The organism is Micromonospora sp. RV43 (assembly GCF_001029515.1).
GTDB lineage: Bacteria > Actinomycetota > Actinomycetes > Mycobacteriales > Micromonosporaceae > Micromonospora > Micromonospora aurantiaca.
Genome location: NZ_LEKG01000013.1, coordinates 38,944 through 64,644, shown reverse-complemented (window position 1 = coordinate 64,644; position 25,701 = coordinate 38,944). Strand labels below are relative to the sequence as shown.

General features: G+C 69.3%; 25 protein-coding genes. 17 read left to right on the top strand and 8 right to left on the bottom strand.

Annotated elements, in window-relative coordinates; translation table 11 throughout:
* Window positions 1-12: 12 nt before the first annotated feature.
* The 6 genes from ABD52_RS37380 to ABD52_RS38950 form a co-directional block, all read right to left on the bottom strand.
* Window positions 13-807 carry a hypothetical protein gene (locus ABD52_RS37380; RefSeq protein WP_053065297.1) on the bottom strand — a complete coding sequence of 265 codons (795 nt, stop codon included), beginning with the start codon at window positions 805-807 and terminating at the stop codon, window positions 13-15.
* 24 nt (window positions 808-831) lie between these two features.
* Window positions 832-1,053, bottom strand: coding sequence for a hypothetical protein (locus ABD52_RS05610; protein ID WP_047891022.1), 222 nt, complete (start codon window positions 1,051-1,053; stop codon window positions 832-834).
* Between the two features lie 62 nt (window positions 1,054-1,115).
* Entirely contained in the window at window positions 1,116-1,589 is a 474-nt protein-coding gene (locus ABD52_RS05605) for a hypothetical protein (RefSeq protein ID WP_047891021.1), read from the bottom strand.
* Window positions 1,590-1,889: 300 nt separating this feature from the next.
* Window positions 1,890-2,531: a hypothetical protein gene (locus ABD52_RS05600; protein WP_047891020.1), complete on the bottom strand. Its 642-nt coding sequence runs from the start codon at window positions 2,529-2,531 to the stop codon at window positions 1,890-1,892.
* 457 nt (window positions 2,532-2,988) lie between these two features.
* Window positions 2,989-3,831 (bottom strand): TRM11 family methyltransferase, encoded by an 843-nt coding sequence (locus tag ABD52_RS05595; RefSeq protein WP_235437358.1) that lies wholly within the window; start codon window positions 3,829-3,831, stop codon window positions 2,989-2,991.
* Window positions 3,828-4,397 carry a hypothetical protein gene (locus tag ABD52_RS38950; RefSeq protein ID WP_235437357.1) on the bottom strand — a complete coding sequence of 190 codons (570 nt, stop codon included), beginning with the start codon at window positions 4,395-4,397 and terminating at the stop codon, window positions 3,828-3,830. Before ABD52_RS38950 ends, ABD52_RS05595 begins: the two co-directional genes overlap by 4 nt.
* A gap of 257 nt (window positions 4,398-4,654) precedes the next feature.
* On the opposite strand from ABD52_RS38950, the gene ABD52_RS05585 reads away from it, so the two are divergent.
* The 17 genes from ABD52_RS05585 to ABD52_RS05505 all read left to right on the top strand — a co-directional run bounded on the left by ABD52_RS05585 (window position 4,655) and on the right by ABD52_RS05505 (window position 21,232).
* Window positions 4,655-5,422, top strand: coding sequence for a hypothetical protein (locus ABD52_RS05585; RefSeq protein ID WP_047891019.1), 768 nt, complete (start codon window positions 4,655-4,657; stop codon window positions 5,420-5,422).
* Between the two features lie 396 nt (window positions 5,423-5,818).
* Window positions 5,819-6,115 (top strand): pilin, encoded by a 297-nt coding sequence (locus ABD52_RS05580; protein WP_053065296.1) that lies wholly within the window; start codon window positions 5,819-5,821, stop codon window positions 6,113-6,115.
* 16 nt (window positions 6,116-6,131) lie between these two features.
* On the top strand, window positions 6,132-7,037 hold the full coding sequence (locus tag ABD52_RS05575; protein ID WP_047891017.1) for a hypothetical protein: 906 nt from the start codon (window positions 6,132-6,134) through the stop codon (window positions 7,035-7,037).
* Complete coding sequence (locus ABD52_RS05570) at window positions 7,034-7,927, top strand: PrgI family protein (protein WP_047891016.1); 894 nt, start codon at window positions 7,034-7,036, stop codon at window positions 7,925-7,927. The genes ABD52_RS05575 and ABD52_RS05570 overlap by 4 nt, the downstream gene beginning before the upstream one ends.
* Complete coding sequence (locus tag ABD52_RS05565) at window positions 7,924-9,669, top strand: VirB4 family type IV secretion system protein (RefSeq protein ID WP_047891015.1); 1,746 nt, start codon at window positions 7,924-7,926, stop codon at window positions 9,667-9,669. Before ABD52_RS05570 ends, ABD52_RS05565 begins: the two co-directional genes overlap by 4 nt.
* A complete protein-coding gene (locus ABD52_RS05560) occupies window positions 9,666-12,131 on the top strand; it encodes a type IV secretory system conjugative DNA transfer family protein (RefSeq protein ID WP_047891014.1) in 2,466 nt (821 codons plus the stop codon). Before ABD52_RS05565 ends, ABD52_RS05560 begins: the two co-directional genes overlap by 4 nt.
* Window positions 12,132-12,337: 206 nt before the next feature.
* The gene (locus ABD52_RS05555) at window positions 12,338-13,195 is read left to right on the top strand and encodes a replication-relaxation family protein (RefSeq protein ID WP_235437356.1); all 858 of its coding nucleotides are present in this window, start codon (window positions 12,338-12,340) and stop codon (window positions 13,193-13,195) included.
* Window positions 13,196-13,506: 311 nt separating this feature from the next.
* Window positions 13,507-14,217: a hypothetical protein gene (locus ABD52_RS05550; RefSeq protein ID WP_047891013.1), complete on the top strand. Its 711-nt coding sequence runs from the start codon at window positions 13,507-13,509 to the stop codon at window positions 14,215-14,217.
* Window positions 14,218-14,300: 83 nt separating this feature from the next.
* Complete coding sequence (locus ABD52_RS05545; RefSeq protein ID WP_047891012.1) at window positions 14,301-15,008, top strand: hypothetical protein; 708 nt, start codon at window positions 14,301-14,303, stop codon at window positions 15,006-15,008.
* Window positions 15,009-15,017: 9 nt separating this feature from the next.
* On the top strand, window positions 15,018-15,608 hold the full coding sequence (locus ABD52_RS05540) for a hypothetical protein (RefSeq protein ID WP_047891011.1): 591 nt from the start codon (window positions 15,018-15,020) through the stop codon (window positions 15,606-15,608).
* A 185-nt stretch (window positions 15,609-15,793) separates the two neighbouring features.
* Window positions 15,794-17,254, top strand: coding sequence for a helix-turn-helix domain-containing protein (locus ABD52_RS05535; RefSeq protein ID WP_063778293.1), 1,461 nt, complete (start codon window positions 15,794-15,796; stop codon window positions 17,252-17,254).
* A 104-nt stretch (window positions 17,255-17,358) separates the two neighbouring features.
* Complete coding sequence (locus ABD52_RS05530; protein WP_047891010.1) at window positions 17,359-18,348, top strand: DUF932 domain-containing protein; 990 nt, start codon at window positions 17,359-17,361, stop codon at window positions 18,346-18,348.
* Between the two features lie 66 nt (window positions 18,349-18,414).
* A complete protein-coding gene (locus tag ABD52_RS05525) occupies window positions 18,415-18,852 on the top strand; it encodes a hypothetical protein (protein ID WP_047891009.1) in 438 nt (145 codons plus the stop codon).
* Window positions 18,849-19,289, top strand: coding sequence for a hypothetical protein (locus ABD52_RS05520; protein WP_047891008.1), 441 nt, complete (start codon window positions 18,849-18,851; stop codon window positions 19,287-19,289). Before ABD52_RS05525 ends, ABD52_RS05520 begins: the two co-directional genes overlap by 4 nt.
* Window positions 19,290-19,373: 84 nt before the next feature.
* Window positions 19,374-19,703: a hypothetical protein gene (locus ABD52_RS05515; RefSeq protein WP_047891007.1), complete on the top strand. Its 330-nt coding sequence runs from the start codon at window positions 19,374-19,376 to the stop codon at window positions 19,701-19,703.
* Between the two features lie 87 nt (window positions 19,704-19,790).
* Window positions 19,791-20,132, top strand: a complete 342-nt coding sequence (locus ABD52_RS05510; RefSeq protein WP_047891006.1) for a hypothetical protein — start codon at window positions 19,791-19,793, stop codon at window positions 20,130-20,132.
* Window positions 20,133-20,212: 80 nt separating this feature from the next.
* The gene (locus ABD52_RS05505; protein ID WP_047891005.1) at window positions 20,213-21,232 is read left to right on the top strand and encodes a C40 family peptidase; all 1,020 of its coding nucleotides are present in this window, start codon (window positions 20,213-20,215) and stop codon (window positions 21,230-21,232) included.
* Between the two features lie 223 nt (window positions 21,233-21,455).
* On the opposite strand, the gene ABD52_RS05500 is transcribed toward ABD52_RS05505, so the two are convergent.
* Together ABD52_RS05500 and ABD52_RS05495 are read right to left on the bottom strand one after the other, a co-directional pair.
* Complete coding sequence (locus tag ABD52_RS05500) at window positions 21,456-24,173, bottom strand: ATP-dependent RecD-like DNA helicase (protein WP_047891004.1); 2,718 nt, start codon at window positions 24,171-24,173, stop codon at window positions 21,456-21,458.
* A 679-nt stretch (window positions 24,174-24,852) separates the two neighbouring features.
* The gene (locus ABD52_RS05495) at window positions 24,853-25,665 is read right to left on the bottom strand and encodes a hypothetical protein (RefSeq protein ID WP_047891003.1); all 813 of its coding nucleotides are present in this window, start codon (window positions 25,663-25,665) and stop codon (window positions 24,853-24,855) included.
* Window positions 25,666-25,701: the final 36 nt, after the last annotated feature.

Here is a 25,701-nt window from a genome sequence, read left to right as displayed (position 1 = left end):
GGCGGGCGGGTGTCAGCGCCGCCGGGTGATGCTCCAGGTCCACTGGTAGGCGCCGATGGCGTAGAGCCCTTCGGCGTCGGGGTAGCAGCGGTCGATCTCCAGGACGCGTTCGTCGGAGAGGCTGTGCTGCTGCCAGGAGATGACCGCGATGTCGCCGTGGAAGGCCACGGTCGGGAACTCACCGGGCATGGTGGCCGGGTGGCTGTTCAGCTCGTCGAGGTCGGTGATCATCCCGGTGACGGTGTCTCGGGTGAATCGGGGCAGGACCCCGTCCGCCCCGACGTAGCCGTCGGCGATAACCGCCGGGTAGGACAGGCGCTCCAGGGCCGGGGCTTCGACCTCGGATCTGATCCAGGTGGCCTCAGGTGGGACAATCTCCTCGCGGTGATCGGCGGTGCCGTACCCGTACGGCATCCTGGTGGTGTCGATCCAGAACCAGTGGTGCTTGCGCTTGACCCCGTACCGGATCGTGTCGATCACCGGGTGGATCGAGCGGTCGCGGCGGCGCACCTTCAGCAGGACCAGATTCCGGTGGGGGTTGGCGTGGTCGTGGACGCCGCTGGTGCCCGAGGCGGGGTGCTGCCAGGTGAGGGCATGGGCGCGGTGGAGTTGGCCGGTCTCGTCGTGCCAGCCGGGCGATCCGTTGGAGCGCAGCGTCTCGCTGCCGGTCTCGTCCTGCTCCCAGATCAGCGCCGCGACGGCGCTGGGCGCTCGCAGCAGATGGGCGGGGTTGTTGACGGTCGGGGTGTGGACGGCGTGTTCGGCCAGGGGGCTGACCTCGGACAGCCGCCACCAGAGTTTGGACATGGTGATCCTCCGGTTGGGTGGGGTTCAGGGAAGGTGCACGATGCGGGTCGCGCCGGCAGGGGCCAGGACGTGCATGGTGCTGTCCGGGCGGGTGTAGGCGAGCAGGGTCGCGGCCAGCCGTAGCGCGCCGTTGATGGCGTCGGTCTTGTTGTCGCCGGACGCGGCCATGAGCGCGTCGATGCCGCCGCTGGTGCGGCGGGTGGCGTTGAAGGTGACGCGGGTCAGCCCGTCGCCGGTAGCGGCCATGGGAACGTCCTGGCATGGAGAAGGCGCGCGTCCGTCGCCGGTACGCGCGCCTTGCGGTTGGGCTACCGGGGCGAGTTGTACAGGGTGAGGTGGGCCTCCTTGAGGTGTCCGGCGCAGACCTCGCCGCTGTTGCCGGCGGCGCTGAGGCTGTCGGTCAGTGCCTTTGCCGCCGCGGCGGGCACCGTGTCCGAGCGTCGGACGGCACGGTTGTGGGTGTGCTCGGCGAGGCGCTGCACAATCTGGGTCAGGTGCGCTTGCACGAGGTTGAGCCCGGCGGTCAGCCGGGTCAGGTCGGCCATGTCGTGCTGGTCGGCGGCCCAGGTGAGGGTGTCGCCGAGGTGCTCGGCGGCCAGCAGCAGCACGTGCACGGTGGCCACGGTCTTGGCCGGGTTGAAGTAGGACTCGTCACCGAACAGGGCGGCTACCTGGCCGAGGACGGCCTGACCGTCTCTGTTCAGACGGGGTGCGTCGGCCAGGCGGGCGAACCAGTCGTGGTCTGTCAGGTACCAGGCGGGCTGGAGCATGTCGTCCTCCACGGGACACGGTAAGTGGCGGCCACCGTTCGGTGACCGCCTGCAGGGATGGGGATACCGCGCCCCGGTCGCGGCTGCGAGGGGCGTGGGCTGTGTGGATGCCTGGTCTGGGTCAGGCGGCGGCGGCCGACCGGGATGCGGTGGGCGCGGTGCCGTCGCGGGCGACGTCAGATCAAGGGGCACATAGGTATAAGGAGAACCTCCAGGCTAGGCCGCCCCGGGCACGGGCGGGGCGACCTGTCAGGCTCGGCGACCTGTCACGACCTGACAGCCCGCGAACCTGACAGGTCGCCGCCTGTCAGGTCACTGCTGCTGCGGCTCGTCAGCAGGCCGCGTGACCTGCGCTTCCCGCTCGCCGGGGGTGGGCCAGAACAGGATGCGAGGCATCGGCCCCGACCGGTCGGCGGCCCGCGACAGCAGCAGCGGCACGAGCATCAGCAGCGTCGCCGCAAGCCGCACGAGCGGCACGGGGCCGTCCCAGGGCCCGGCCAGGAGCACGGCGGTCGCGCCGAGGGCGATGGCGTCGATGACGATCTGCGCGACCGTCGCCGCCTGCCACAGCCGCTCGGAGTTGGACCAGTACGCCCGTACGCGCAGTGCCTGCCCGGCCGACTCGGCGGCCATGAACGGCAGCCAGCACACGACCAGCAGCAGCGCGACGCCGAGCAGCAGCGGCCATCCGGCGGCCCAGGCCGCCAGCAGCACGGCCACGGTGACCAGCCCGACCAGCGGGCCGATCGACCGGTTCCCGGCGTCGATGAGGCTGTAGAGCAGCCGCGACCATCCGGCCAGCGCGAACCCGGCGGTGACGGCCAGGACCGCGATGATGGCGAGGTTGCCGCCGGTCACCGCGAGCCCGTTGGCCACTAGGACGGCGGCCAGCAGCGCCAGCCCGTTGGCGCTGGCGTAGGTGCTGCGCTCGGGCAGCGTCAGGAAGTTCCGCATGTTTGCCTCCAAGGGTGTGAGGTGGACCGGCGCGACCGAGTCGGCGGCGCCGGACGCAACGGCGGTCGAAGAGGTAGAAGGGCGAACGCTGAGCGGGACTCGCGGTGGCCGGGGTGCGGGACGAGTCCCGGTGCGGGCCGCTCGAAGCGGTACTCGAGCGGGACTGGTCCCGCCGTGCGGCGAGGCGGTCCCGCTTGATGTCGGCGTAGGGTCCCGCCCGCGTCGGGCGCGGGCGGGACTGTCGTGCACCCCACCCCTGCCCAAGGCGGGACTCGGGTCGCGGGAGGCGCGACCGTGGACGGCCGTTGGTGAGGTGCACGGGTCGGCGGGCACTGGAAGCGGCGGGACTGACCTGCCCCGATCCCGCCGCCTCCTGGTGGGCGGTATCGCGTCAACCGGCGCGATGCACGCCGGTCACAGGGCTTGACCTGCCCTTCTGCGACACCGGTGTGGACTTTTACGGGTGCCGGAGCACCCAGACGTCTTCGTGCGCCACGAGGTGCACGGGGACGCCTTCGGCGCGGGCTCGGCGGACCGCCATCAGGCCAAACATGCTGGCCCGGTGCACGATCTGTCCGTCGCGGACGGCGGCGAGCAGCGCCGCGCACCGCTCCACCGGGACCAGGCCGACCGACGTGGCGACGGCCAGCAGCTCGCCGGGCAGGTCCACGAAGTCGTCCCGCTGGCGGCGTACCGGTCGGCAGGTGATGACCACGGTCCCGCCGGGACGCAGCAGCTGGTAGCTCGCGGCCAGGATCTCGGCGAACCCGTCGAGCAAGCGGGACCATCCCGCATAGGCGAGGTTGCCCGACTCCCGGTCCCCATAGAGGTGGTCCCGCTTGCGTACCCCGGTACTCGTTGCCCGCACCAGGCCGTGAGTCCCCCTGCCGTAGGGCGGCGAGGTGAGCACGAGTCCCGCTCGCCCGACCGCGGACGCCGGGACCAGATCGAGCAACCTGGTGGCGTCGCCGGTGATGACTCGCCCGGTGCCGGCGGCACCCTGCGACGCCGCCAGCGCGACGTTCGCCTCAGCCAAGGTGGTGAAGCGGGGCTCGATGTCGATCCCGATGCCCTCCCGCCCCAGGTGCATGGCCTCCACCAGGGTGGTGCCCGACCCGCACATCGGGTCGAACACCAGGTCCCCCGGCGCGGTGTAGGCGCGAATGGCGTGCGCGGCCAGGTTGGGCAGCATCTTGCCCGGATGGCTGGACGACTCCGGGACGTAGCGGCCTCGCCGCTGGTCCCGCGAGGGCTGCTGGCAGGTCAGCCACACCGACGTGACCGGCATCGGCTCGGTCACCGCCCACCCCCGTTCCCGGCAGCGCTGAGCGTCATGATCAGCACGTCGGTGTGGATGTCGAGCAGCGTCTCCTGCCCGCGCCGGGGCGGCCGGTCGGCCGCCACGATGTGCTGCAGGTAGCTCAGGCCCGCCGTCTTGGCGGCGACGATGACGTCGACCGGTGCGGTCACGTCGTGGCTGAGCAGGACGGCCACGCAGCCGCCCGGCAGCAGAGTGTCCCGGCAGCGGATGAAGAACTCCACCGGGACCAGGCCGTCGAGCGGCCAGCCGGTGACGATGAGCCGCGCGGGCTCCCGCCCCCAGCCGGTCTGCCGGGCGGCCTGAAGGTGACTGCGGCGGCTGGCCGCGATGACCGCGCGGGCCAGCTGCGGCCCGTCAGCCAGATCGACGATCAGCTCGCCGGGGTGGGTGAGGTTGTGCACGAGCCGCACGCCCATGGCGTTGGACATGGTGTCGCCCGTGCGCGGGGCGGGCACCGGCCAGACGGTGATCGGCACGGGCACGTCGCCCGGCACGACGTCCCCGACCGGGACCGGGGCGCTGCGGTGGTTGGTGTTATCGGTCATAGGCACGGTGGCCCCCGGACCGGCGGGCGTACTGACAGTGCCTAGAACGGCCGTGTTGGGCCGATCGAACCCGCCCCCGACCTGACAGAACCAGTCAGCGACCGATCCTGCGGACCGGGCTGACAGCCGCGAACCTGGCACGACCTGTCCGAACCTGTCCCGATCTGACGGAGCCTTGAGGTGTCAGGTCGCCTGTCTCCAATCGAGTCATGAGCCGCCGCAGCCGGCGGTTCGGCTCCACCACGAGGGGACACGACATGCCAACCACCACCTCCTTCCGCTCCGGGGCTCTGGCCCAGGCCGAGCAGGCGTTCGCGCTGCTGACCTGCGAGCCCGCGCCGCTGGTGTTCGACGCCCGCCCGGTGTCCGGCCTGCCGGACAAGACCATGCCGTTGGATGCGCTGCGCAAGATGATGCTGTTCGAGAGCTACGACTCCGACACCATCGACGCGACGTGGCGGCAGCTCGCGTTGCAGGCCCGGGAATGGGGACCGGCGTGGGTCGTCGGCGCGATCGGCGTCGCCCTGCCCGCCCTGACTCACTTCGCCGCGAAGTTCAGCCGCGGCTACCCCCGCCACGCCGAGGACATCGACTCGGAGATCCTGGCCGAGTTCCTGCACGCGCTGCGCACAGCCGACCTCGACCGGCCCCGGCTGTGGATGCGCCTGACGTGGGCGGCGTACCGAGGCGGCGAAGCGGTCATCAAGAAGATCCGCGACACCGAGGAGCTTCCCGTCGACCTGTCCAGCGGATCGCGTACGCCCAAGCGCCCGTACGGCCACCCGGACCTTCTGCTCGGCCGGGCCGCCGCCGCCGGCGTCATCACCTCGGAGGCCGCCGAGCTCATCAGCGCGACCCGTTTCGGCGACGCGCTCATCGAGACGCTGGCCGCCGAGAAGGGCGTGACCGCCTCCGTGCTGCGCATGCGGCGCCGCCGCGCCGAACGAGCCGTAGCAGCGGCCGTCGTACGAGGCGAACTGTCCGTCCCGGTCCGTACCCAGCTACGCGAACCCGCGCTCACCTGACGGGCAACTCGCCACATCCCGCCGCACCACCAAGGCCGCCCCGGGCATCGCCCGGGGCGGCCTCTTTCGCGCTCCGCAGGCCGGTTGCATTGCGAGGCAGCCCAGCCGTGTCAGGTTCGCCGACGCGGCGCGGCCGTCAGGCGCAGACAGGTCGTGACAGGTCGCAGGCCGGTTCGATCGCCCTGACAGCACGGATCTGGGCGGTGCATGTCATCCACGGCATGCCCGCCCGGTGGGGACAACCCACGGGCGAGGCCCTACAGGTCCGGCATGGCTGGCGCGGCGTACTGACACCGCAATCCCTTCCCTTGCAAGGGAGGAGCGCCCCCACCGGACCTCTCCAGGACTTCGCCCGGTCCCCACCGCGGCGGCCCCCACATCCTGTGGAGCGCCGCAATGCACACAACTCTGCACTACCTCAACGACATCCTCGCCGCCGCGCCGCAACCGCTGGCGGCCCCGAAAACCCTGCCGCAGGTCATCGACGGCATCCGCACGTGGATCATGGGCATCATCGCCGCCGTGGCCACGATGTTCCTCGTCGTGGGTGGCCTGCGCTATATGGCCGCCGGAGGCGACCCGAGCCAGGTCGAGCAGGCCAAGGGCAACTTCAAGTCCGCCCTGATCGGCTACGCCCTGGCCGTGCTCGCACCGGTCGTGCTGACCGTCCTGCAGGGCATCCTCGGCGGCTGAGGACAGGACACCCATCATGGTCAACTGGCTGATGAATGGGCTGGTCGACTGGCTCGCCGAGCGGTTGCAAGACCTGCTCGGCGGGCTCCTCGCCTACCTGAGCTCATCGATGTTCCTCTCGCCGGACATCACCGTCCTGCCGCAGGTACAGACGATCGCGACCAAGAGCGCGTACGTCGTCAACGCCTGCTTCATCCTCGCCATCATCGCCGCCGGCATCGCCACGATGGCCGGCGGCTCGGTCGAGATGCGTTACAGCATCAAGGACCTGGTACCCCGCCTCATCGTCGGACTGGTCGCCAGCAACTTCGCGGTCGCGCTGAGCGCCGCGCTGATCGAGATCGCCAACGCGCTGACCGTGTCCATGGTCGGCACAGCGGCACCGACGACCGAGGCGGTCAACGCCACGCGCACCCACGTGACCGCCGCGCTGAGCGACGAAGGCACCGCCCTGGTCGCCCTGATCATCGGCCTGCTGATCGTCGGGCTGATGTTCGCCCTGCTCGGCAGCTGGATCGTCCGGATCGGCGTGCTGATCATCTGGGCCGGAGTCGCCCCGGTCGCCCTCGCCTGCTACGCCACGCCCTGGACCCAGGGCGCGGCGGACCTGTGGTGGCGCACCGGGATCGGCTGCCTGGCCACCCCGACGCTGCAGGCCATCGCCTTCAGCACGGGCGTGCAACTGCTGATCGACCCGAACAGCAGCCTGCCGGTGCTGATCGGCCTGCCCGGCTCGGACATCATCAACCTGATGATCACGGCCGTGCTGCTGTGGGTCACGCTCAAGATCCCGAGCATGATGCGCCGGTACGTGACTCACAAGGGCGGCCCCAGCATGGGTGGCGTGCTGGTCCGGGCGGTCCTGATCCAGTCCATCACCCGCAAGATCCCGTTCGGGCGCACGGTGCGAGGTGGGCGATGACCCACGACGAAGACACCACTCCGCGCGCCGTGGTCACGGCCGACGTCAACGCACCGGACCGCATCGCGTTCGGGCTCACGTTCCGGCAGCTGGCCATCGTCGGCGGCGTCGGCCTCGGCGGGTTTGGCATCCACCGGGCCTTCGGGCCGCTGCTGCCCACAGCCGTGTGGATCGTCGCCGGGATGATCGTGTTCTCCATCGCGATCGTCGTCGCCCTCGGGCGGCGTGACGGCCTGCCGCTGGATGTGTGGCTCAAGCACGGGATCACGCTGTCGCGCAGCCCGCGCCAGCTCACCCCGGGCAGCGCTCGGGCGACCTCGGTCGCCGCGGTGGCCGGCAAGACGAGCGTCCCGGCGCCGCTGCGCTCGCCGGTCACGGCGGTCAGCGCGAGCGGAGTCGTCACCTCCGAGGGCAAGTCCCGGGTGCTGATCGCCTGCGGCACCACGAACATCCACCTGCGGACCGGCGGCGAGCAGGGCTCGCTGCTGGACGGGTTCGGCCGGTTCCTCAACAGCCTGACCGGCCCCGCGCAGATCGTCGTGGCCGCCCAGCGCCACGACCTGACCGCGCACGCGCAGGCCACCGTCGACCACGCGCCCCGCCTGCCGCATCCGGCTCTGGCGGCGGCAGCCGACGACTACGCCGAGTTCCTTCTCGACCTTGATGAGGAGCGCGATCCGTTGCGCCGTCAGGTGCTGGCCGTCATCACCGGCGAGCAGGTCGCCGATACCGCCGTACGCGCCCTGACCGGGCTCGGTGTCGAAGCCGCCGCCTTGGACGGCCCGGCGGTGTCCGCCGCGCTGGCCACCGCCGCCGATCCCTTCAACCCACCGGTGCCCGGCCCGAGAGCCGTTCCGGGCGCCCCCATCACCCTGCGGAGCAACGAATGAACCTGTGGAAAACGAAGAAGGTTGCGGCCGGGAAGGGCATGCCCTCCCCGGCCGCCTTGTCGGTCACCCCCTGGCACGTGCAGGTCGGCGACGGCTACGCCGCCACCTTCGCCGTCACCGGCTACCCCGCCGAGGTCGGCCCGGCCTGGCTCGATCCGCTGCTGTCCTACCCGGGCCGCGTGGACGTGGCCGTGCACATCGACCCGGTCGCGGCGCAGCTGGCCGCGCCGATGCTCAAGCGCCAGCGCGCCCGTCTGGAGTCCTCGCGCCGTCTGGACGCCGACCAAGGCAAGCTCGGCGACCCGATGACCGAGGCCGCGGCAGCCGACGCCGCCGACCTCGCCGAGCGCGTCGCCCGGGGTGCGGCGAAGCTGTTCGACGTCGGCATCTACGTCACCATCCACGCCCGCGACCTCGACGAGCTGCGCGCGGTCACCGCGGGCGTCAAGTCGGCCGCCGCGTCGGTCCTTCTGGACCTGCAGCCGACCACGTTCCGCCACCAGCAGGGCTGGGTGGCGACGCTGCCGATCGGCGTGGACCCGCTGCGGATGCGCCGCATCCTCGACACCAACTCGCTCGCGGCGGCGTTCCCGCTGGCGTCGGCGGATCTGGCCGCACCGGCACCGGGCGTCGCGGCCACGCCGGACGGCGTGCTCTACGGGCTGAACACCACCAGCAACGGCGTGCTGCTGTGGGACCGGTGGCGGCAGGACAACCACAACTCCGTCGTCCTCGCCCAGTCCGGCGCAGGCAAGTCGTACTTCGTCAAACTGGAAGTGCTGCGGAACCTGTACCAGGGCACCCGGGTCTCGATCATCGATCCCGAGGACGAGTACGCGCCCCTGGCGGAGCACGTCGGGGGGACCGTCGTGCAGCTCGGCCTGCCCGGCGTACGCATCAACCCCCTGGATCTGCCCCACGACAACCGGGCCGACACGCTGACCCGGCGTGGGCTGTACCTGCACACGCTGATCGCGGTCATGCTCGGCGCACCGCCGCCACCGACCGAGCGCGCTGCCCTCGATCGGGCGATCACGGCCACGTACGCGGCGGCCGGGATCAACGGAGACCCGGCCACCTGGGCCAAGCCCGCGCCGCTGCTGCGGGACCTGGCCGAGGTGCTGGCGGACGACGAGGACCCGGCGGCCGAGCAGCTGGCCGCCCGGCTGGCCCCGTGGACCACGGGCAACTTCTCGAGCCTGTTCGACGGACCGACGTCCACCGCCCCGGACGGCCACCTGGTCGTCTGGTCGCTGCGGCACCTGCCCGACGAGCTGCGCACGGTCGGCACGCTCCTGGCCCTGGACTCGATCTGGTCGGGCATCGACACTCCGTCGTCTGGCGCACGCCGGCGGCGGCACCTCGTCGTGGTCGACGAAGCCTGGCTGCTGATGAGGGACGGGGAGGGTGCCCGGTTCCTGTTCCGCATGGCCAAGGCCGCGCGCAAGCGGTCGGCCGGGCTGTGCGTCGTCACCCAGGACGCGGCCGACGTGCTCGGCACCGACCTCGGGATGGCCGTGGTGTCCAACGCCGCGACCCAAGTGCTGATGCACCAGTCGACCCAGGCCATCGACAAGGTGAAGGAGGCGTTCTCGCTGACCGCCGGGGAAGCCCGGCTGCTCCTGGCGGCGCCACGCGGGGAGGGTCTGCTCATCGCTGGCCGCTCGCGGATGCCGTTCCGCAGCGTCGGGTCGGCGGCCGAGCACAAGATCGCCGTGACGGGGATCGGTGAGGCGTCATGAATCCCGAGATCGTGACCCGGCTCGGCGACTTGTGGGTGTGGATCACGGCCCGGCCGTGGCTGGCGTTCTTCGTCCCGGTCTTCATCATCGGCGGTGTCGCCGCCCGGGACAAGGTCCTCGCCTGGCGGCACCAGCGCTACGCCACGGGTGCGCGGTGGCTGACGGTGGCCGCGCCGCCGGAGGTGACGCCGGAGTCGGCAGCGGCGTTCTGGACCACCATCATGGGCGTCCTCACGCCCTCGGTGTGGCGGCGGCGGATCTACGGCATGCCGCACATCGGCTGGGAGTACACCTGGACTGGCCGCACGCTGACGGTCCGGGTGTGGGTGCCCGGCACGGTGCCGCCCGGCGCGGTCGAGGCCGCGGTCCGGGCGGCCTGGCCCGCCGCGACCCTCACCGTCACCGACGCCGCCGCGCCGATCCCCGCGACGGTGGTCGAGCAGGTCGGCGGGGCGCACTGGCCGCAGTCGGCCGACTCGCTGCCCCTGCGCAGCGAGCACGACGCCGACCCGCTGCGGGCGCTGCTGTCGGCCGGGGCCGAGGTTCGCGACCGCGAGCACGCGTGCGTGCAGATCCTGGCCCGACCGGCATCACCCAGGCGGCTACGCGCCGCCAGACGCACGGCGGCGGCGACCGGCACACACCCCCACGGGCGGCCAGATGTGGCCGCCCGTGCCGTTTCCGGGGTCGCGCGGCTGCTCACCGAACCGCTCATCTGGGCCCTGGACGTGTTCACACCCGGCCCGTCACGGCGGACACCGGCGCGTACGCCGGTGCGCTCCGGTGAGCGCGATCCGGTGGCCAACGCCGACGCCCGCACGATTGTCGACAAGGCGATTCGGGTGCCGCACTTCGAGATCGCGATCCGGTTCGCCGTCGCGGCCGACGCGGGCAAGACCCCGCCGGACAAGGCACGCACGAAGCAGATCCGCGAGCGCCTCGTCGGGCTCGGGCACACGATCGCCTCGGCCGCCGCGGCGTACACCGGCCCGAACCGGCTGCGCAGGATGAAGATGCCGCAGCCGGTGGCCACGATCGCCGGAAGGCGTCTACGGCGGGGGTTCCTGGCCACCGTGCCGGAACTCGCCGCCATGGCGGCGCTGCCCCAGGACGTGGCGGTGCCGGGCCTCGATCGGGCTCGGGCCAAGGCCGTGCCGGCGCCCGTGGCCGTGCCCTCCGGCGGGCGCGGGGTGAAGGTGCTCGGGCGTTCGCAGATCGGCAACCACTCGGTCGGTCTGAACGTGACGGACGCTCGTCAGCACGTTCACGTGGTCGGCAAAACCGGTGTCGGCAAGTCCACGCTGATGCTGAACATGATCCTGGCCGACATCAAGGCCGGGCGCGGAACGGTGGTAATCGACCCGCGAGGGGACCTGATCACCGACATCCTCGACCGGCTCCCCGCCAGCTACGCGGACCGGATCGCGATCATCGACCCCGACCAGGAGAACCCGGCCTGCTTCAATCCGCTCGACGACCGGGGCGACCCGCATCTGGCTGTGGATAACTTGGTCGGGATCTTCGCGAAGATCTTCCAGGGGCAGTGGGGTCCGCGTATGGACGACACGATGCGGGTGGCCTGCCTGACGCTGATGCGCCACGCGAAGCCGACCCTCAGCCTCGTCCCGTCGCTGTTGCAGGACAAGGACTTCCGGGCCAGGTTCACCAACGGCCTGGACGACCCGGACGGCCTGGGCGGGTTCTGGCTCTGGTACGACGGCATCAACGAGCAGTTCCGGGGCCAGGTCATCGCCCCCGTCCTCGCGCGCCTGCGGGCGTTCCTGCTGCGGGACTTCGTGAAGTCGGTCATCGGGAACACGAACAGCTCGTTCGACATGGGCAAGGTGCTCGACGGCGGCGTACTGCTGTGTCGGCTGCCGAAAGGCATCCTCGGTGAGGAGACCAGCCGCATCCTGGGTTCGCTGATCGTCGCCCGGGTCTGGCAGGCCGCTATCGCACGAGCCAGCGTGCCCGAGGACCAGCGAAAAGACGCCAGTCTTTACGTCGATGAATGTCAAAACTTTTTGACGCTACCGGGCAGCGTGGCGGACATGCTGGCCGAGGCGCGCGGGTTCCGGCTCGGCCTGGTCCTGGCTCACCAGGATCTGGCGCAGCTGCCCAAGGACGTGGCGTCGGCGATCTCGGCCAACGCCCGCTCGAAGCTGTTCTTCAACGTCGACCCGGGCGACGCCCGGGAGCTGTCGCGGCACACGAAGCCCGAACTGGACGAGCACGACCTCGCCCATCTCGACATCTACACCGCTGCGGCCCGGCTGCTCGTCGGCAACCGGGAGCTTCCCGGGTTCACCTTCCTCACCAACCCGCCCGCGCCGACCGTCGGCGAGGCCACCGCGATCCGGCAGGCCCATGCCGCCGCCCACGCCGTCGACGGCGAGGAGCCACCGATGCACCGGCTGGCCAAGACGGTCATGAAACGGCGGCTCGACAAGCGCGAACGCTGATCAAGCCCGCTCGCCTGGGTCCTCGGCCGGGTGCGGCATTGGGGGCTCGTTTGGGGGTGTCTGCGACACGAGACCCCAGGCGAGCCCCCCGACCAGCGCCTGTCAGGTGTCTGAGCTGCCCAAACCTGGCCTGCCGCAGCCCTGAAATCAAGATCAACCTATCCAGACTCCTTACAGGGTTTCTCTCTCCCCGGGGGTATCTACCTATGCCGCAATCGCGCTCTGATGGCCTGCTGGCCATCTACCCGCACATCACCTCTCGTGACCGTCAGCTGCTCCAGCTGCTCGACGACCACCAGGTCCTCACCACCGACCAGATCCACGCCCTGTTCTTCCTGGCCCGGCGTACCTGCCAGATCCGCCTCGGTGAGCTGTACCGGCTGGGGCTCCTGGACCGGTTCCGGTTCGCCCGCGACGGCGGCGGCTCGCAGCCCTGGCACTGGACCCTCGGCCACAACGGACACCGGTTTCAGGCCGCAGCCCAGAACCGGCCCGAGCCCACCGCTCGCACCAGCCGCCAGCAGATGCAACGGCTGTCAGCCAATCCGAACCTGACACACCTGCTCACGGCCACCGAGTTCGGCGTCCGGCTGTCGGCGTACGCCCGCAGCCACCCGGCCGCCGAGCTGTCGCGGTGGTGGCCGGAGACGAAGACAGCGGCGCGGTTCTCACCGGTCACCCCGGACGGGCATGGCCTGTGGAGCGAGGATGGCACGACGGTCGGGTACTGGCTGGAGGCCGACACCGGCACCGAGCCCCTGGGCAAGCTGGCCGCCAAGCTGGACAAGTACGCGGCCCTGGCCCGCAAGGGCGGCCCGCGCTATCCGGTGCTGTTCTGGCTGCCGACCGAGGAACGTGAAGAACACCTCCACGCGTACCTGCGCGGCCGGCGGCCCGAAGGCGTACTCGTCGCCACGGCGACCCACAGCAGCGATCCCGCCGACGCCGTATGGCTTCCCGTAGGCGATACGCAGCGCATATGCCTGGCCGGGCTGCCCAGCGACCACGGCCGCGTGGTCGCCGCCAACTCGAACTACGACGAGAACGGCGTCTTCCTGACCTGACACAACCTGGCAGCCCCAGGCCCGAACCTGTCAGAGCAGGTCAGAGGCATGGTCGGCTTTCCTGACAGGGGTTGTGCTGACAGGTCGCCTCGCTACGGTGCAGCTTCTTCTCTTTCCTCTTGCTTGCACCGTCGCCCGTCTGTCCTTCCTGGACCTGCCCGCGCCAGCGGGATCGAACAGCCCACCTTCTGGTCGGCTCCGATCCCCGCCCCGCGCCTCTCCCGGCAGCACCCAGGCCAGACGTCGCGATCCGGTGGCACCACCAGCACGGCAAACCCCAACCCACTCCTTCGCGAAGGGAGCACCCCGCCATGCCCACCAACACCCCGCTCACCGACCAGGTCGTCACCGTCGTGTTCAACCCTGGCGAGGACGCCGACTGGTTTTCCGCCTCCGAGAAGGTCAACGACCTCCTCAACGCCAATGGCACCCCCGCCCGACGTTTTCACGTCCGGCACCGCCGGTTCATCGGCTGGATCACCCGGTTCCTCGACTACTACCTCCTCGACACCGCGCGCCGGTTCGGCGCCATCACCAAGGCCGCCGGAGGCCGCAAGAGCCGCCTCGACCTCAACGGAGCCGCCGCAGCCGCCGCGACCCAGGCCCGCCTTCGCTGGCACGCCTGGAACCGGTACATGAACTCCACCCCGGCCACCGCTCGGCCCGCCCGACCGTGGGAGGACTACCTCGCCCAGCACCAGGCCGACCCTTCCAAGGTCACCCTCAACGAGGCCCGCCGCCGGTTCCACGCACAGCCTCGCGTCATCGCGATGCTCGCCAGCGCTGGCAACTACGAGTTCGACCCTGCCGAGCTGACCGCCTACCAGGCCGGAGAGCACGCCTACGCCGGACTGCACTGGCGCATGGCCATCGTCGGCGACCTGCTGATCACCGCCGAAGGCAAGGTCCTCAAGCCGTCCAGCGACACCATCGCCGACCGGCTGCGCTTCCTGAACGAGGCCATCAAGTACCTGCGGACGCTGAAGCCCAGCGCCCGCCTGTGCGCGGTCACCATCGCCTAACCCATCCACCAACTCGAGGACCGGTCGCAGCCCAGCTGCGACCGGCCTTCGCCATGCCCACCCCATCCCACGAAGGAGACGACATGTTCCTCGCCGACCCGGCTCTGCGGCTGATCGCCGCCTCCACCAACGACGTGCTGCCCGAGCAGCTGTGGCGCTACGACACCGGCACCGAGGACGCCTTCGGCGACCTCGCCCGTATCCTGCACAAGACCGCCATGGCCTACAACACCAGCAGCGCCGACCTCGACAGCCCGGCCCCGCGGAGGTCCCTCGGCATTCGGCCCGCCGGCACCGGCGCGGCGATGCAGGACGTGCTCGCCACGATCGACCAGCGCGTCGCCCTGGAGCGGCACACCGTCATCACCGGCAGCCTGCTCGACCTGTACCGGGCCTGGCGGCGGCACCGCCCGCTCAACGACGGCGAGCAGCGCCACCTGCTGCTGTGCTCCGGCGACCCGGGCCACGGCGTGGCCACCATGCAGCGCTTCACCCACCGCCAGTGGCGGGTGACCGCCGACGCCGAGGCCGCGCAGGCGTTCGCGGTGCCGTACCCGAACCGGATGGTCGGCGTGCTCGTCGAGACCGAGGACGGGATCTGGCAGCCGATCGCCTGCACCGACGCGGCCCAGATCGCCTCCGGGATGGCCTACCGGCTGCCGGTCCGCGACGACCTCGCCACCGCCTGCCGGTCGCTGCTGCGCTGGTGGGCGCTGCGGCACTCGACCGCCTGGCGCAGCCGCAACCCCGACCAGCTCACCCCAACCGAGCTGGACCAGCTCGCCGAGTAGGAGGCCGCCATGCTCAACACCGACTCGGTCGGCCGCTGGATCGCCCGGCTCACCGGCCGCACCCTCGACCAGCACGCCACGGACCCGGTACCGGCAGCCGCCGATCTCCCCAAGGCCGCCGACACGATGCGCCGTCACCGGCTGGAGCTGCTGCTCACCGTCGACCGGCTACGGACCGCGCTGATCAACGAGGACGACCTGTCCTTATCGATCACGGCGCTGACCGGGCCGCTGGACGCCATCGCGAAGCTGGGCCGCGAGTACCGGTACGCCCGCAACTGGGCCGAAAACCTGCTCGGCGACGACGAGCGCACCGCGTACGCCGACGCCAACCCCGGCGCGGTGCTGCGGCGGCGCTTCGTCAACCCGGGCGACACGATCCTCGTCGTCCTGCCGCACACCGATGCCTGCCGCAAGCAGCACCTGGCCGGGCGGCGCACCCGCGTGCGGATCGGCCGGGCAGACGCCGAACTCGACCTGACGGTCGGCCCCGGCCAGGTGCGCCTCTCCCACGCCGACGCCGGGATCTACCACGACCCGGCCCACGGCTTCTACGTCCTGGAGCCCGCCGCCACCGAGGCCGCCGCCTCCGGCGACTGATCCTCCCCGGCGGCCACCGACCGCCATCCCAGGCCACCGGGCCGCCCCTCGCAGCACCCCATCACGGCAGCGCACCGCCCCACGCGCCTGCCGCGATACCGGCTGCCTGCGACCCGGCGCACCACAGCACGGCACAACGACGTGCCGCGCTGCCAACCCATAAGTCCCAGAAAGGGGACCCCACCATGCAACACGACCTGTCCACCATGACGCCCGCCACCCAGGCGGTCTTCAACGCCCTGCACCACCTCGGCCAGGGCAACGTCCACGAGCTGGCCAACCAGTCCGGTAAGGCCCGATCGACCGTCGACAAGGCGATCAAGACCCTGTCCGACGCCGGTCTGATCGTCCCGGTCGACACCGACGCCGACGCCGCCGAGGGCGTCCCCACCCGCTGGACCATGGCCGAGGGCGTCACGGAAGCCGTCACCTCCGACGAGGCCGACCCGGACCTCGGGCAGGGCGACGACATCAACGACACCGGCCTCACCGGCGACACCGAGGCCGACATCACCCCGGGCCTCGGGGCCGGCGAGGCCGGCGACCCGGAGCCCGGCACGGAGCTGGACGGCGGCGACTCCACCGGCCAGGACGGCGCCGACGACCAAGCCGCCAGTAACCACGGCGAGGACGAGAACCCGGACAGCGCCGACGCCGGGGCGGACAGCGACAGCCAGGACTCGGACCACGAGGACCAGGACGACCACGAGAGCACGGAATCCGACGAGGACACCGACGACGAGGACGACGACCAGAACTCGGACGACGAGGACGACGACGGGTCGGAGGGCCAGCCCGTCCGGGCGGCCGTCACGGTCGTGCAGCAGAGCCGTCCCGGCGACCGCAAGATCATGACGATCAAGGCGGTCATCGCCGAGTACGGCGACGACGGCGCGACCCTCGACGAGATCGTCAACGAGAGCGGCATCGGGCATCCGACCGCCTCCCGGCTGCTGGCCACGATGGAGCAGGCCGACGCCGCCCGCCGTCTGCCCGGTATCCCGCGCCGGTGGATCGCCGGACCGACCAAGGCCAGCGAGGTCGACCCGAACCCGGAGCCGCCCCGCTGCCCGGTCTGCTTCCAAGTAATCAAGGGCGTCACCGAATCGCCCGAGGCGGTCGCCCTGGTGCAGTCCCTGATCCGCCCCGACGGCACGATCCACGTCGTCGCCGAGGACGGCACCGGGCACGTCGTGAAGCTGCCCAAGCGGCTGCCGCCCCGTACGGCGAGCACCGCAACGGCCGGAGCGATCCGCCGCACCGACCTGACGGTCAACGGCGACGGCAGCCAGCCGTTCGCCAAGGGCGAGCTGGAGAAGCTGACCCTGGCCGTGCTGGCGGCCAACCCCGGCCGCTCAATGTCGCCGCAGGAGATCGCCACCACGATCAGCGCCCAGCTCGGCGGGCGCAACGTCAGCTCCGGGGCCGTGCGCAACAACTGCACCAAGGCTGCCGCCAAGGGCGACATCGAGATGGTCTCCGACGCCCCGCTCACCTTCGCCTACCCGGCCCCGGCCGGCGATGGCGAGACGGCCGAGGCCGAGACCTCGAACACCACCGCACAGGCCGACGCCACGACCGAGACGGCCGACGCCCAGGCCAGCAACACCACGGCCGAGAACTCCTCGGACGGCGAGCGGTCCTGATGACAACGCCGGGGCCGGGCAACGCCCGGCCCCGGCCGCGCCGCCACCCATCCCTGGGCCGAGCCATGTGGCTCGGCCCTTCCCATTTCCGAAAGGAGAACCCTGTGGCACACGAACTAGAGACGTTCGCCAACGGGCAGACCGCCTTCGCCTCCGCCCGCGTGTCCGCCTGGCACCAGCTGGGCACCGTCACTCAGGCCACGATGAGCGCCAACGAGATCATGGGCGCCGCCCTGCTCGGCAACTGGGGCGTTCGCACCATCCCCGTCAGGGGCATCGACGTCGTGGACGGGATCGAGGTCCCGATCCTGGCCGACGACCGGCGCATGACCGTCCGCCGCAACCCGGTGACCGGCCAGACCGAGTATCTGGGCATCGTCGGCAACGACTACGAGGTCATCCAGAACGAGCAGTGCGCCGACATGCTCGACCAACTCGTCGACCAGGCCGGGGGCGCCCACTTCGAGACCGCGGGCAGCCTGCGGCGGGGCAAATCGGTGTTCGTCACGATGAAGCTGCCGACCGCGATGGAGATCGCCGGAGTCGACCGGATGGACCTCTATCTCATCGGCACGACCTCCCACGACGGCACCGCCGCGCTGCGCGTGGACGCCAGCCCCATCCGCGTCGTCTGTGCCAACACCCAGCGGGCGGCGTTCGCCCACGCCGTGGGGCACTACACGTTCCGCCACACCTCCAAGGTCGGCGAGCAGATCAGCCAGGCCCGCGAGGCGCTGGGCCTGATGTGGCGCTACATGGGCGAGTTCGAGAAGGCCGCCGAGCGGATGCTGCAGACCGCGATGACCACCCGCGAGTTCGAGAAGATCGTCGCGCAGGTGTGGCCGGTGGCCGACAACGCCACCGACAAGACCAAGGCCAACGCCAGGGAGCGGCTGGGGACGCTCAAGTACCTGATCACCGAGGCCGACACGCAGAAGGCCATCAAGGGCAGCCGGTGGGCCGGATACCAGGCCATCACCGAGTACCTCGACCACTACCAGGCCGCGAGGGACGCCACGACCCGCGCCAACCGGGTGATCACCGGCAAGACCGGTGACCTCAAGTTGACCGCCTTCGACCTGCTGAAGGTCTGACTGCATTCCGCCCTGTGCCGGGGCGGCGGTCACCTGCCGTCCCGGCCCGTCACGAACGGACCACCCATGACCGAGACCAATCCCGTGCCGCCGCAGCGGCCGACGGTCCCGCACATCCGCCATCCCCGCGACGAGCGCCAAGCCGTCTGCGGCGTACCCGCCACTGACGTGACCCGGTGGGAGACCGAGGACCCGCCGCGTCCGGGCTACGCGTGCGAGGACTGCCTGACGCTGCTGGAGGACGCGGCCCGGCCCGACGACTACACCCACCCGATCGGCGACGCGGCTCTCATCGACTCGCTGCGCGCGATCGTCGCCGAACGCCAGCACGCCAAGATTAACGGCGTTCTGGTGGACCTGTGGTCGGCCAGCGTCACCGTCACGATCTGGGACCAGCTCAAGCAGGACAAGCGGGACCGGCTCCTCACCTTGCCCGCCTACCAGCTGATCCTGCGATGCGTCGCGATCTACAGCCGCCTCACCGACGAGGGGCACCGCCGATGACCACGCCGCACCGGGAGCAGTGGTTCCACTACCACCTCTGGGTCTTCGCGGTGCACACCGCGATGTCGCTGATCGACGCCGCACCCCGACCCACCCGGCCGCTCGACGTGCCGACGTGGGCGCAGGCGTTCGGCCTGGCCCGCATCGACAACCCCGATACGGACACGATCGCGCTGCTCGGCCCGGCGCCGGACGCCTTCGACCGCGACTACGCCATGAGCACCGACCTGGCCAAGCCGGTCATCGTCACCCACCTGCTCATCGACGGCGCGGTGCCCTCGCCGCTGCTGATCGACGGCACCCACCGGCTGTACCGGGCCTGGCGCGAAGGCGTGCCGCAGCTGCCCGCCTACCTGCTCACCGTCGCCGAGAGCCGTCAGGTGCAACAGGACCGGTGGCTCGGCCCCGGCCGCACCTGGCGCATCGGGCCGCGCTGACCCCTTCACCCCTCGTACGCCTCGGTGAGCCGCCCCGCCGGCGGCCACCGAGGCGTACCCACCGCACCCTCTGGGAGAAAGCACATGTCCTACACCGCCCCGTGGCGCAAGCTGTGCAACTGCCGCTGCCCGCTGCACCACGGCTTCCCGCGCACCGACTACTTCCAGCCCGGCTGCGCCTGCACCATCACCTGCGACACCCAGCCCATGACCCTCCTCGCTGAGCAGTGGGGCTGCGCCCTGTTCCTCGACCAGCACGGCGACCTGTGGCACGTCAACGCCATGGCCAACGGCCAGTGGGACTGGGAGCACGGCGGCGAAATCGACACCCGCGCCGACACCTACGACGACAGCGTGCACATCGAGCGCCTGCTCCGCGAGGCCGCCCGCGTCCTGCGACGGCAGGCCGCCTGACACAACCCCGACCGGTTCAAGGTGGGCCGCCCGCGTGGGCGGCCCACGACCCTTTTTGCGTTTCACCACTTTCTCAAGGAGACAGCTATGTACCGCACCTACCGCAGCCCCTACGAGCGGCACTGCGACTGCCGATGCCCCGTCCACCACGGGCACCTGCGCACCGACTACACCGACCCGGGCTGCCACTGCCTGGCCACCTGCGCCAGCCAGCCCATGACCCTGCTCGCCCCGCAAATCGGCGGCGCGCTGTTCCTCAACTGGCACGGCACCTTGTGGTTCGTGCCCGCGCTCGAACCCGGGCACTGGGACTGGCGCTACGCCGCACCGGTCGACCTCGGCCACCCCGTGGACCCCGCCGCCGACGTGATCGCAGACTTCCTCCACCAGACCCACGCGGAGCTGCTGCCGCTCATCCACCGCATGTAGCCCGAGCTTTTCTCGTTCCCGCCGGCCGCGCACCCGCGCGAAGCCCGGCCTTTTTCGTTTTCACCGAAAGGCAGGTCGTCATGACCAAAGCCATCATCGGCATCGTCACCGTCGTCATCATCGGCTGCTTCGGCCTACCGATGCTCCTGCTGTCGGCCGTCATGGGCGGCCCCGGCGGCTGCGGCAGCACCACCGGCGTCTCGGTACTGGCCTCCGGGCAACCGCCCGGCGCCGGCAGCTGGGACACCGAGCAACTGGAGATCGCCGCCACCATCATCGACGTCGGCGTGTCCAAAGGCGTACCCCAGTGGGGCTGGACCGTCGCGCTGGCGACCGCCATGCAGGAGTCCGGCCTGCGAAACCTGCCGTTCCTCGGCGACCGCAACGACCACGACTCGATCGGGGTGTTCCAGCAGCGCCCCAGCCAGGGCTGGGGCACCGTCGAGCAGCTGGCCAAGCCCGACTACCAGGCCGGGAAGTTCTTCGACAAGCTGCTGACCATCCCGGGCTGGCAGACCATGCCCCTGAGCACGGCCGCCCAGGCAGTGCAGATCTCGGCATTCCCAGACGCGTACGGCAAGTGGACCGACGACGCCACCCAGCTCGTCCAGCAGCTGACTAGCACCCTGACCGACTGCACCACCGACGCCCTCACGGCCCTGCCGGACGGGTTCACCCTGCCGGTCAACACCCCGCCGCAGGTGATGACCGCGATCTCCTGGGCGGTCGGGCAACTCGGCACGCCCTACCACTTCGGCGGATCCTGCACCGACCCGCACTCCGGCGACCCCGACAAGCAATGCGACTGCTCGTCGCTGATGCAGGCCGCCTACCGGGCCGCCGGGGTCTCCATCCCGCGCGTCACCCTGGACCAGGTCAACGCCGGGAAGGAGATCACCGACCCGGCCATGCTGCTGCCCGGAGACCTCATCCTCATCCCCGGCAGCGAAGGCACCATGTCCAACCCGCGGCACGTCGGCATGTACCTCGGCCAGGGTCTGATCATCCAGGCCCCGAGGACCGGGGACGTCGTGAAGATCACGCGACTCTCGTCATGGATTGACCAGGTGGCAGCGATCAGAAGGGTCGTCGCCTGGTAGCTGTAGGTTCTCATCAAATCTTGCGCCGTCTCACCAGACTTGCCGCCTGAAATCGCCTGCGGCAGATCGGTGAGACGGGTCTACGGCATGTCATCGGCCGCATCCTGCCCGACGGTATCACCATCGACGGTTGTTGCCGGCTTCGGCTGCAGCGCGGCTTCGGCCCTACTCTTGATCGGTCGCGGCCAGTTACAGTAAGTGAGCAGTCCCTCGATTACGATCGTCAGGGGCGTCGAGACCGACCAATCGGCGTAAGGCCGCGGCGATTCGAGAGCAGCGCTACATCCTTCTGGCTGGTGCTTCGCTGGAGACTGCCGACAACAGCTTGCTGGGTCTCGGGTGTCCAGAAGATCCGCAGATCCTCACGTGCCCGGGTGACGGCTGTGTAGAAGATGCTGTGTGTGATGTCATCTTCGTTGGCGTCGGTGATGACGACCTTGACGGAGTCGTACTCGAGGCCCTGCGCCTTATGGATCGAGACAGCGTAGGCGACTTGGAACGGCACGGTGGTGTTGAGCGAGTCATCGTCTTCGTCGCTGGTGTCGTGGTCGTACACGGGGAACCGCACTGTTGAACCTCCTACCCATTCCAGCTCTCCGCCGACGACGTCGACATCGAATTCGCTGAGCGGTCGGTCAAGCTCAACGTCAAACTGAATCTGGCCAGTGGCGTAGGCGATATTGACGATCCGGCCCTTCAAGTTATTGTAGATCACCGGCCGAAACCGCTCGGTCTCGTTGAACAAGACCGGATCGCCCACCTTGTAGGTGGAGACACGCCAGGTGCGCGATGGGTTCGGGTTGCTGCTCTGGAGGAATCGGTTGACGTTGTTAATGCCGTAGAGCCCGTCGTAGTTGAGGCATAGGATGATCTCATCGTCGCGCTGGGCCTTAAACAGGGACTTGTCGAGCACAGTCGAATAGCCGTTGCGCGCGATGACCTCGGCGATGTCGTCGTCGATGTTTCGGACCTTGCCCCAGAAACCTAGAAGAGACTGGCTCTTGGTTCTATACGGCGTGGTCAACTCGAACACCGACGTGCTCGGGATGAACGACCGGATGATATTGAACCAGTTGCCGAACTGGATCGATTCGATCTGGTAGACATCGCCGACCAGCACGAGCAGCTTGAAGGACGTCCGCTCCAGCACCTTGAGCAGATCAGCGTTGCTGACGGTGCTGCACTCGTCGATGACCAGGAGATCGTACTCCGGCTCAGAGGCGGTCCGGTGGATATGGCTGCTGATGGTCCGGAAGGTCGAGTCCTGCGCGGTGACCTTGCGCTTGAGGTTGTCGATCGCTGGGTTGGTGTGGGCTAGGAACAGCTTCGACTTGTCGTTGAAGTAGCTCGCTATGTGGTCCACCATCGTGGACTTTCCCGTGCCGGCCGCGCCGTAGATCAGCGCGACCTTCGACTGGCTGAACAACTGCTTCAGCGCATCCTTCTTGAGTTCGTCGTCAATATCGCGAGGCGTCGCGTCGAGCCAGCGCTCGACGGCCTGGGTGTAGCCGGCGATCCCGGAGGACGAGAACGCCTTGAGCTTCTCGACGATGGCGAAGGTGTCGTCCTCGTACCCCCGCACGAACACATGACCGTTATCCAACAGAAGTTGTCTTGCTGTGTGCAGGTAGTAGAGCTTCCTGTTGTAGGTGGCGATCAGCGTGCTGACATCTCCGAGCTCCTGCAGGTCGGCCACTGGCGTATAGAGAACGCCGTGGCGCTCGACATTGTTCTTCACTCGCCGGGCGAGCAGCTCATGGCTGCGTTGGGATACGTCGAGGCTCTCGGCAAGGTCCCAGTACCGCGGGTTGTGTCCCGGCAGCGAGGTACAGAAGGGCATGTCGTCGAACGGGATGCACCCGTACTGCAGATTCATTCCGGACAGGCGGTTGCAGCTGTCCCAGTTGTACTGAGGCTTTAGAACTTTGTTGTGCATCCGGAGCATGAGGTAACGGATGACGTTGTGGCCCGGCAAACCTGAGCGCACGATGCGGCGTGCTTCGTCAAGGGCGGCGAAGATCTGCGGCTTGGAGACACGGGCTGTGCCTGCAGCCCTCGTCGCCTCGTATTGGTCGTCGGACATATCGATCAGGTCTAGCAGACTGCCCGAGCCCACCGTCAGCCCCCGCATCAGGTAGCCATACTCCGCGGAGCTGGCTCGGACGTAGGTATCGATGCCCAGGAGACGCGCGAAGTTATCGAACTCGCATGGGCGAATCGAGACCTCCCAGCCGCGAATGATCGTGATCGGCATCGTCTGGTCGAGCACCTCGATCGCATCATGCTGGAGCGTCAGCATCGCGGAATACTTGTCGGTCATGTCGATGTGAGTGAATGCGATGATGCGATCGAACTTGCTGACCTTGTTGATCGCTCTGTAGAAAGTGACCTCGTAGTAGATCCGCCCTCCGACAAAGAACGGCCGCGTCTTGTGGATGTAGTAACGGGCACTTGAGCTGCCGTCCGTCCGCGTAGAACGAACCGCCTCGATCCTCGCGGCAATCTTCTCGTGGTACTCCCGCAGCGACGGATCCAGATCGACCGGAAACGACTCGAGGTTGGCCAGGACCGAGATCCCGCAGCTGTCCTGAAGCAGGGTGCGAATGCGGTGAAGGTACTCGTAGTACTTGAGCATCAAGCGCTCCGAGGCGTCGCTATCCAGGGTGTAGTGGGAAGCGACGATCTGGATGAGCTTGTGAAACTTGCCGAGGAAGTTCAGCTTGCCCTTGGCCCTCACGAAGTCGAGACCCGGGTCCACCGCCGCATAATTGAACTCAGCGTCACCACTACCCGTGTGGAGGCGGACGGCGACACCTTCGACCAGGTTCCGGAGCTGGGCAAGGACATTCTGCGAGAGCAGACCGCGCTGACCAACGAGCGATTCGATGTTTTGGCAGATCGCCCCATCCGCTCGCTGGATCTGTTCGTAGACCGTGGTCATGAAGTATCCGTCTCCATGGTGGAAGGTGAGTCCAAGGAATCGCTCAAGGCAGCCGTGAGCTTATCGAGCTTCGCCAGCACCAGGCGAGGACCTATCGGCCGGCGTGGTCACGTTTCGAGCTGCTACCCGACACCAGGCTGAACCCGACGCGCCTTGTTCAGTTCAGAGCGCGAGACACTCGCGCCACGTCGTACCATGATCATGGTAGGTCTGGACTTCCGGGTCAGGGATACGACCTGGTTCGGATATGGACACTCCGCCCGGCCCGCAACGCCCGGGCGACCAGCTCGTCGTCGCCGGTTTGACCTTCTGTAGGTTCTCATCAAATCTTGCGCCGTCGACGACTCCACCGCGCGCTGGACCAGTTTCCAACGAGTCGCCGTCACGATGGCACAACCCACCAGCACGCCGCCGCGCGCACCATCGACATCAACCGCACCACACCCATCGGGCAACTGCACCGCCTCGAAACCAACCTCGGTCAACTCTCTACCACCGGACCACGGCTGACGGCGAACCGCAACACCCCCCGAGACCGGCGCTGCACTGCTCCAAACCCTGGCCCAGCCGAACATCGAGGCACTGCACGCCGCACGCACCAGGCGCTCGCGCACCGCCGCCACCTGATTTACCGCCCAGTAGTCCGGCAACGTCAGGGCAGCGGCCAACAGTTGCAACGTCAGTACGGCGGCCGGTTACGGATGTCGCGGAGCAAGAACGCGGACTTAATGACGGCCACCGCCTCAACCACCATCGTGGTCAGAACGTTCGTGGAGGCGGTCGTCCTCAACGTGACCACATCGTTTACCCGGCTGGCCTCCTCGCGGTCGTGCAGGCTCAGCACCGCCCAGGTGTCGCCATGGGCGGCGGCACTGCACGCCCGCCACACCACTTCCGCGTGTCCGGCGTCGCCAGCGATGTATTCGCCGGCGGCGCGAACGATCTCCCTATTCGATGGCGGCTTCACCGCAGCCTCAGGCGAAATGTTCCATCTCTGTGCAATCTCCTCAACCCGCTTCAACCGATCGGCTTTGGGCTTCTTCCGAGGAAGGCCACCAACCTCGCAGAGCCCGTCCGACTGGATGACGTTGCCGGCCTGAAGTCGCAGCCGGCGCAGTACACGCCCGGGACGCTGCTCCGGAGCAAGCAGCCAGATCGCCCGGGCGGCGTTCTCCATCGCGCCGCGCAGCAGCGAGTAATACGAGTTCAGCAGCAGCGTGAGTTCGCTCGGGGCGCATTTCGCGCAACCCTCGATCGAGCGACGGAGGCAATGCGCATGGTCCACAGCAACGACGAGCGCTGACGCCACCGCGTGGGACACCTGGAACGGGTTAGACCATCGATCGTCGCCAGCCAACGGGGTGCCCGCAGCCACCGGCATGAGCCCAGGTCCAGATCCCAGCCGAGACAACCACCCGTCCACCAGCGACAGCTCCCGCATGAGCAGGCCAAGCTGCTCCTGCTCCTCGTCTCGCTCTCCGCGCGCAGTCACGGCAACGGACGGTACGCGCTGACCCGGGCTACCCGA

What these genes read in the sequence shown, in the direction of transcription:
- ABD52_RS37380 (WP_053065297.1), bottom strand. Translation starts at nt 807, where the DNA reads ATGTCCAAACTCTGGTGGCGGCTGTCCGAGGTCAGCCCCCTGGCCGAA.
- ABD52_RS05520 (WP_047891008.1), top strand. Translation starts at nt 18,849, where the DNA reads ATGACCACGCCGCACCGGGAGCAGTGGTTCCACTACCACCTCTGGGTC.
- ABD52_RS05570 (WP_047891016.1), top strand. Translation starts at nt 7,034, where the DNA reads ATGACCCACGACGAAGACACCACTCCGCGCGCCGTGGTCACGGCCGAC.
- ABD52_RS05565 (WP_047891015.1), top strand. Translation starts at nt 7,924, where the DNA reads ATGAACCTGTGGAAAACGAAGAAGGTTGCGGCCGGGAAGGGCATGCCC.
- ABD52_RS38950 (WP_235437357.1), bottom strand. Translation starts at nt 4,397, where the DNA reads ATGACCGATAACACCAACCACCGCAGCGCCCCGGTCCCGGTCGGGGAC.
- ABD52_RS05545 (WP_047891012.1), top strand. Translation starts at nt 14,301, where the DNA reads ATGTTCCTCGCCGACCCGGCTCTGCGGCTGATCGCCGCCTCCACCAAC.
- ABD52_RS05515 (WP_047891007.1), top strand. Translation starts at nt 19,374, where the DNA reads ATGTCCTACACCGCCCCGTGGCGCAAGCTGTGCAACTGCCGCTGCCCG.
- ABD52_RS05560 (WP_047891014.1), top strand. Translation starts at nt 9,666, where the DNA reads ATGAATCCCGAGATCGTGACCCGGCTCGGCGACTTGTGGGTGTGGATC.
- ABD52_RS05575 (WP_047891017.1), top strand. Translation starts at nt 6,132, where the DNA reads ATGGTCAACTGGCTGATGAATGGGCTGGTCGACTGGCTCGCCGAGCGG.
- ABD52_RS05585 (WP_047891019.1), top strand. Translation starts at nt 4,655, where the DNA reads ATGCCAACCACCACCTCCTTCCGCTCCGGGGCTCTGGCCCAGGCCGAG.
- ABD52_RS05510 (WP_047891006.1), top strand. Translation starts at nt 19,791, where the DNA reads ATGTACCGCACCTACCGCAGCCCCTACGAGCGGCACTGCGACTGCCGA.
- ABD52_RS05505 (WP_047891005.1), top strand. Translation starts at nt 20,213, where the DNA reads ATGACCAAAGCCATCATCGGCATCGTCACCGTCGTCATCATCGGCTGC.
- ABD52_RS05555 (WP_235437356.1), top strand. Translation starts at nt 12,338, where the DNA reads ATGCCGCAATCGCGCTCTGATGGCCTGCTGGCCATCTACCCGCACATC.
- ABD52_RS05610 (WP_047891022.1), bottom strand. Translation starts at nt 1,053, where the DNA reads ATGGCCGCTACCGGCGACGGGCTGACCCGCGTCACCTTCAACGCCACC.
- ABD52_RS05580 (WP_053065296.1), top strand. Translation starts at nt 5,819, where the DNA reads ATGCACACAACTCTGCACTACCTCAACGACATCCTCGCCGCCGCGCCG.
- ABD52_RS05540 (WP_047891011.1), top strand. Translation starts at nt 15,018, where the DNA reads ATGCTCAACACCGACTCGGTCGGCCGCTGGATCGCCCGGCTCACCGGC.
- ABD52_RS05600 (WP_047891020.1), bottom strand. Translation starts at nt 2,531, where the DNA reads ATGCGGAACTTCCTGACGCTGCCCGAGCGCAGCACCTACGCCAGCGCC.
- ABD52_RS05500 (WP_047891004.1), bottom strand. Translation starts at nt 24,173, where the DNA reads ATGACCACGGTCTACGAACAGATCCAGCGAGCGGATGGGGCGATCTGC.
- ABD52_RS05550 (WP_047891013.1), top strand. Translation starts at nt 13,507, where the DNA reads ATGCCCACCAACACCCCGCTCACCGACCAGGTCGTCACCGTCGTGTTC.
- ABD52_RS05535 (WP_063778293.1), top strand. Translation starts at nt 15,794, where the DNA reads ATGCAACACGACCTGTCCACCATGACGCCCGCCACCCAGGCGGTCTTC.
- ABD52_RS05525 (WP_047891009.1), top strand. Translation starts at nt 18,415, where the DNA reads ATGACCGAGACCAATCCCGTGCCGCCGCAGCGGCCGACGGTCCCGCAC.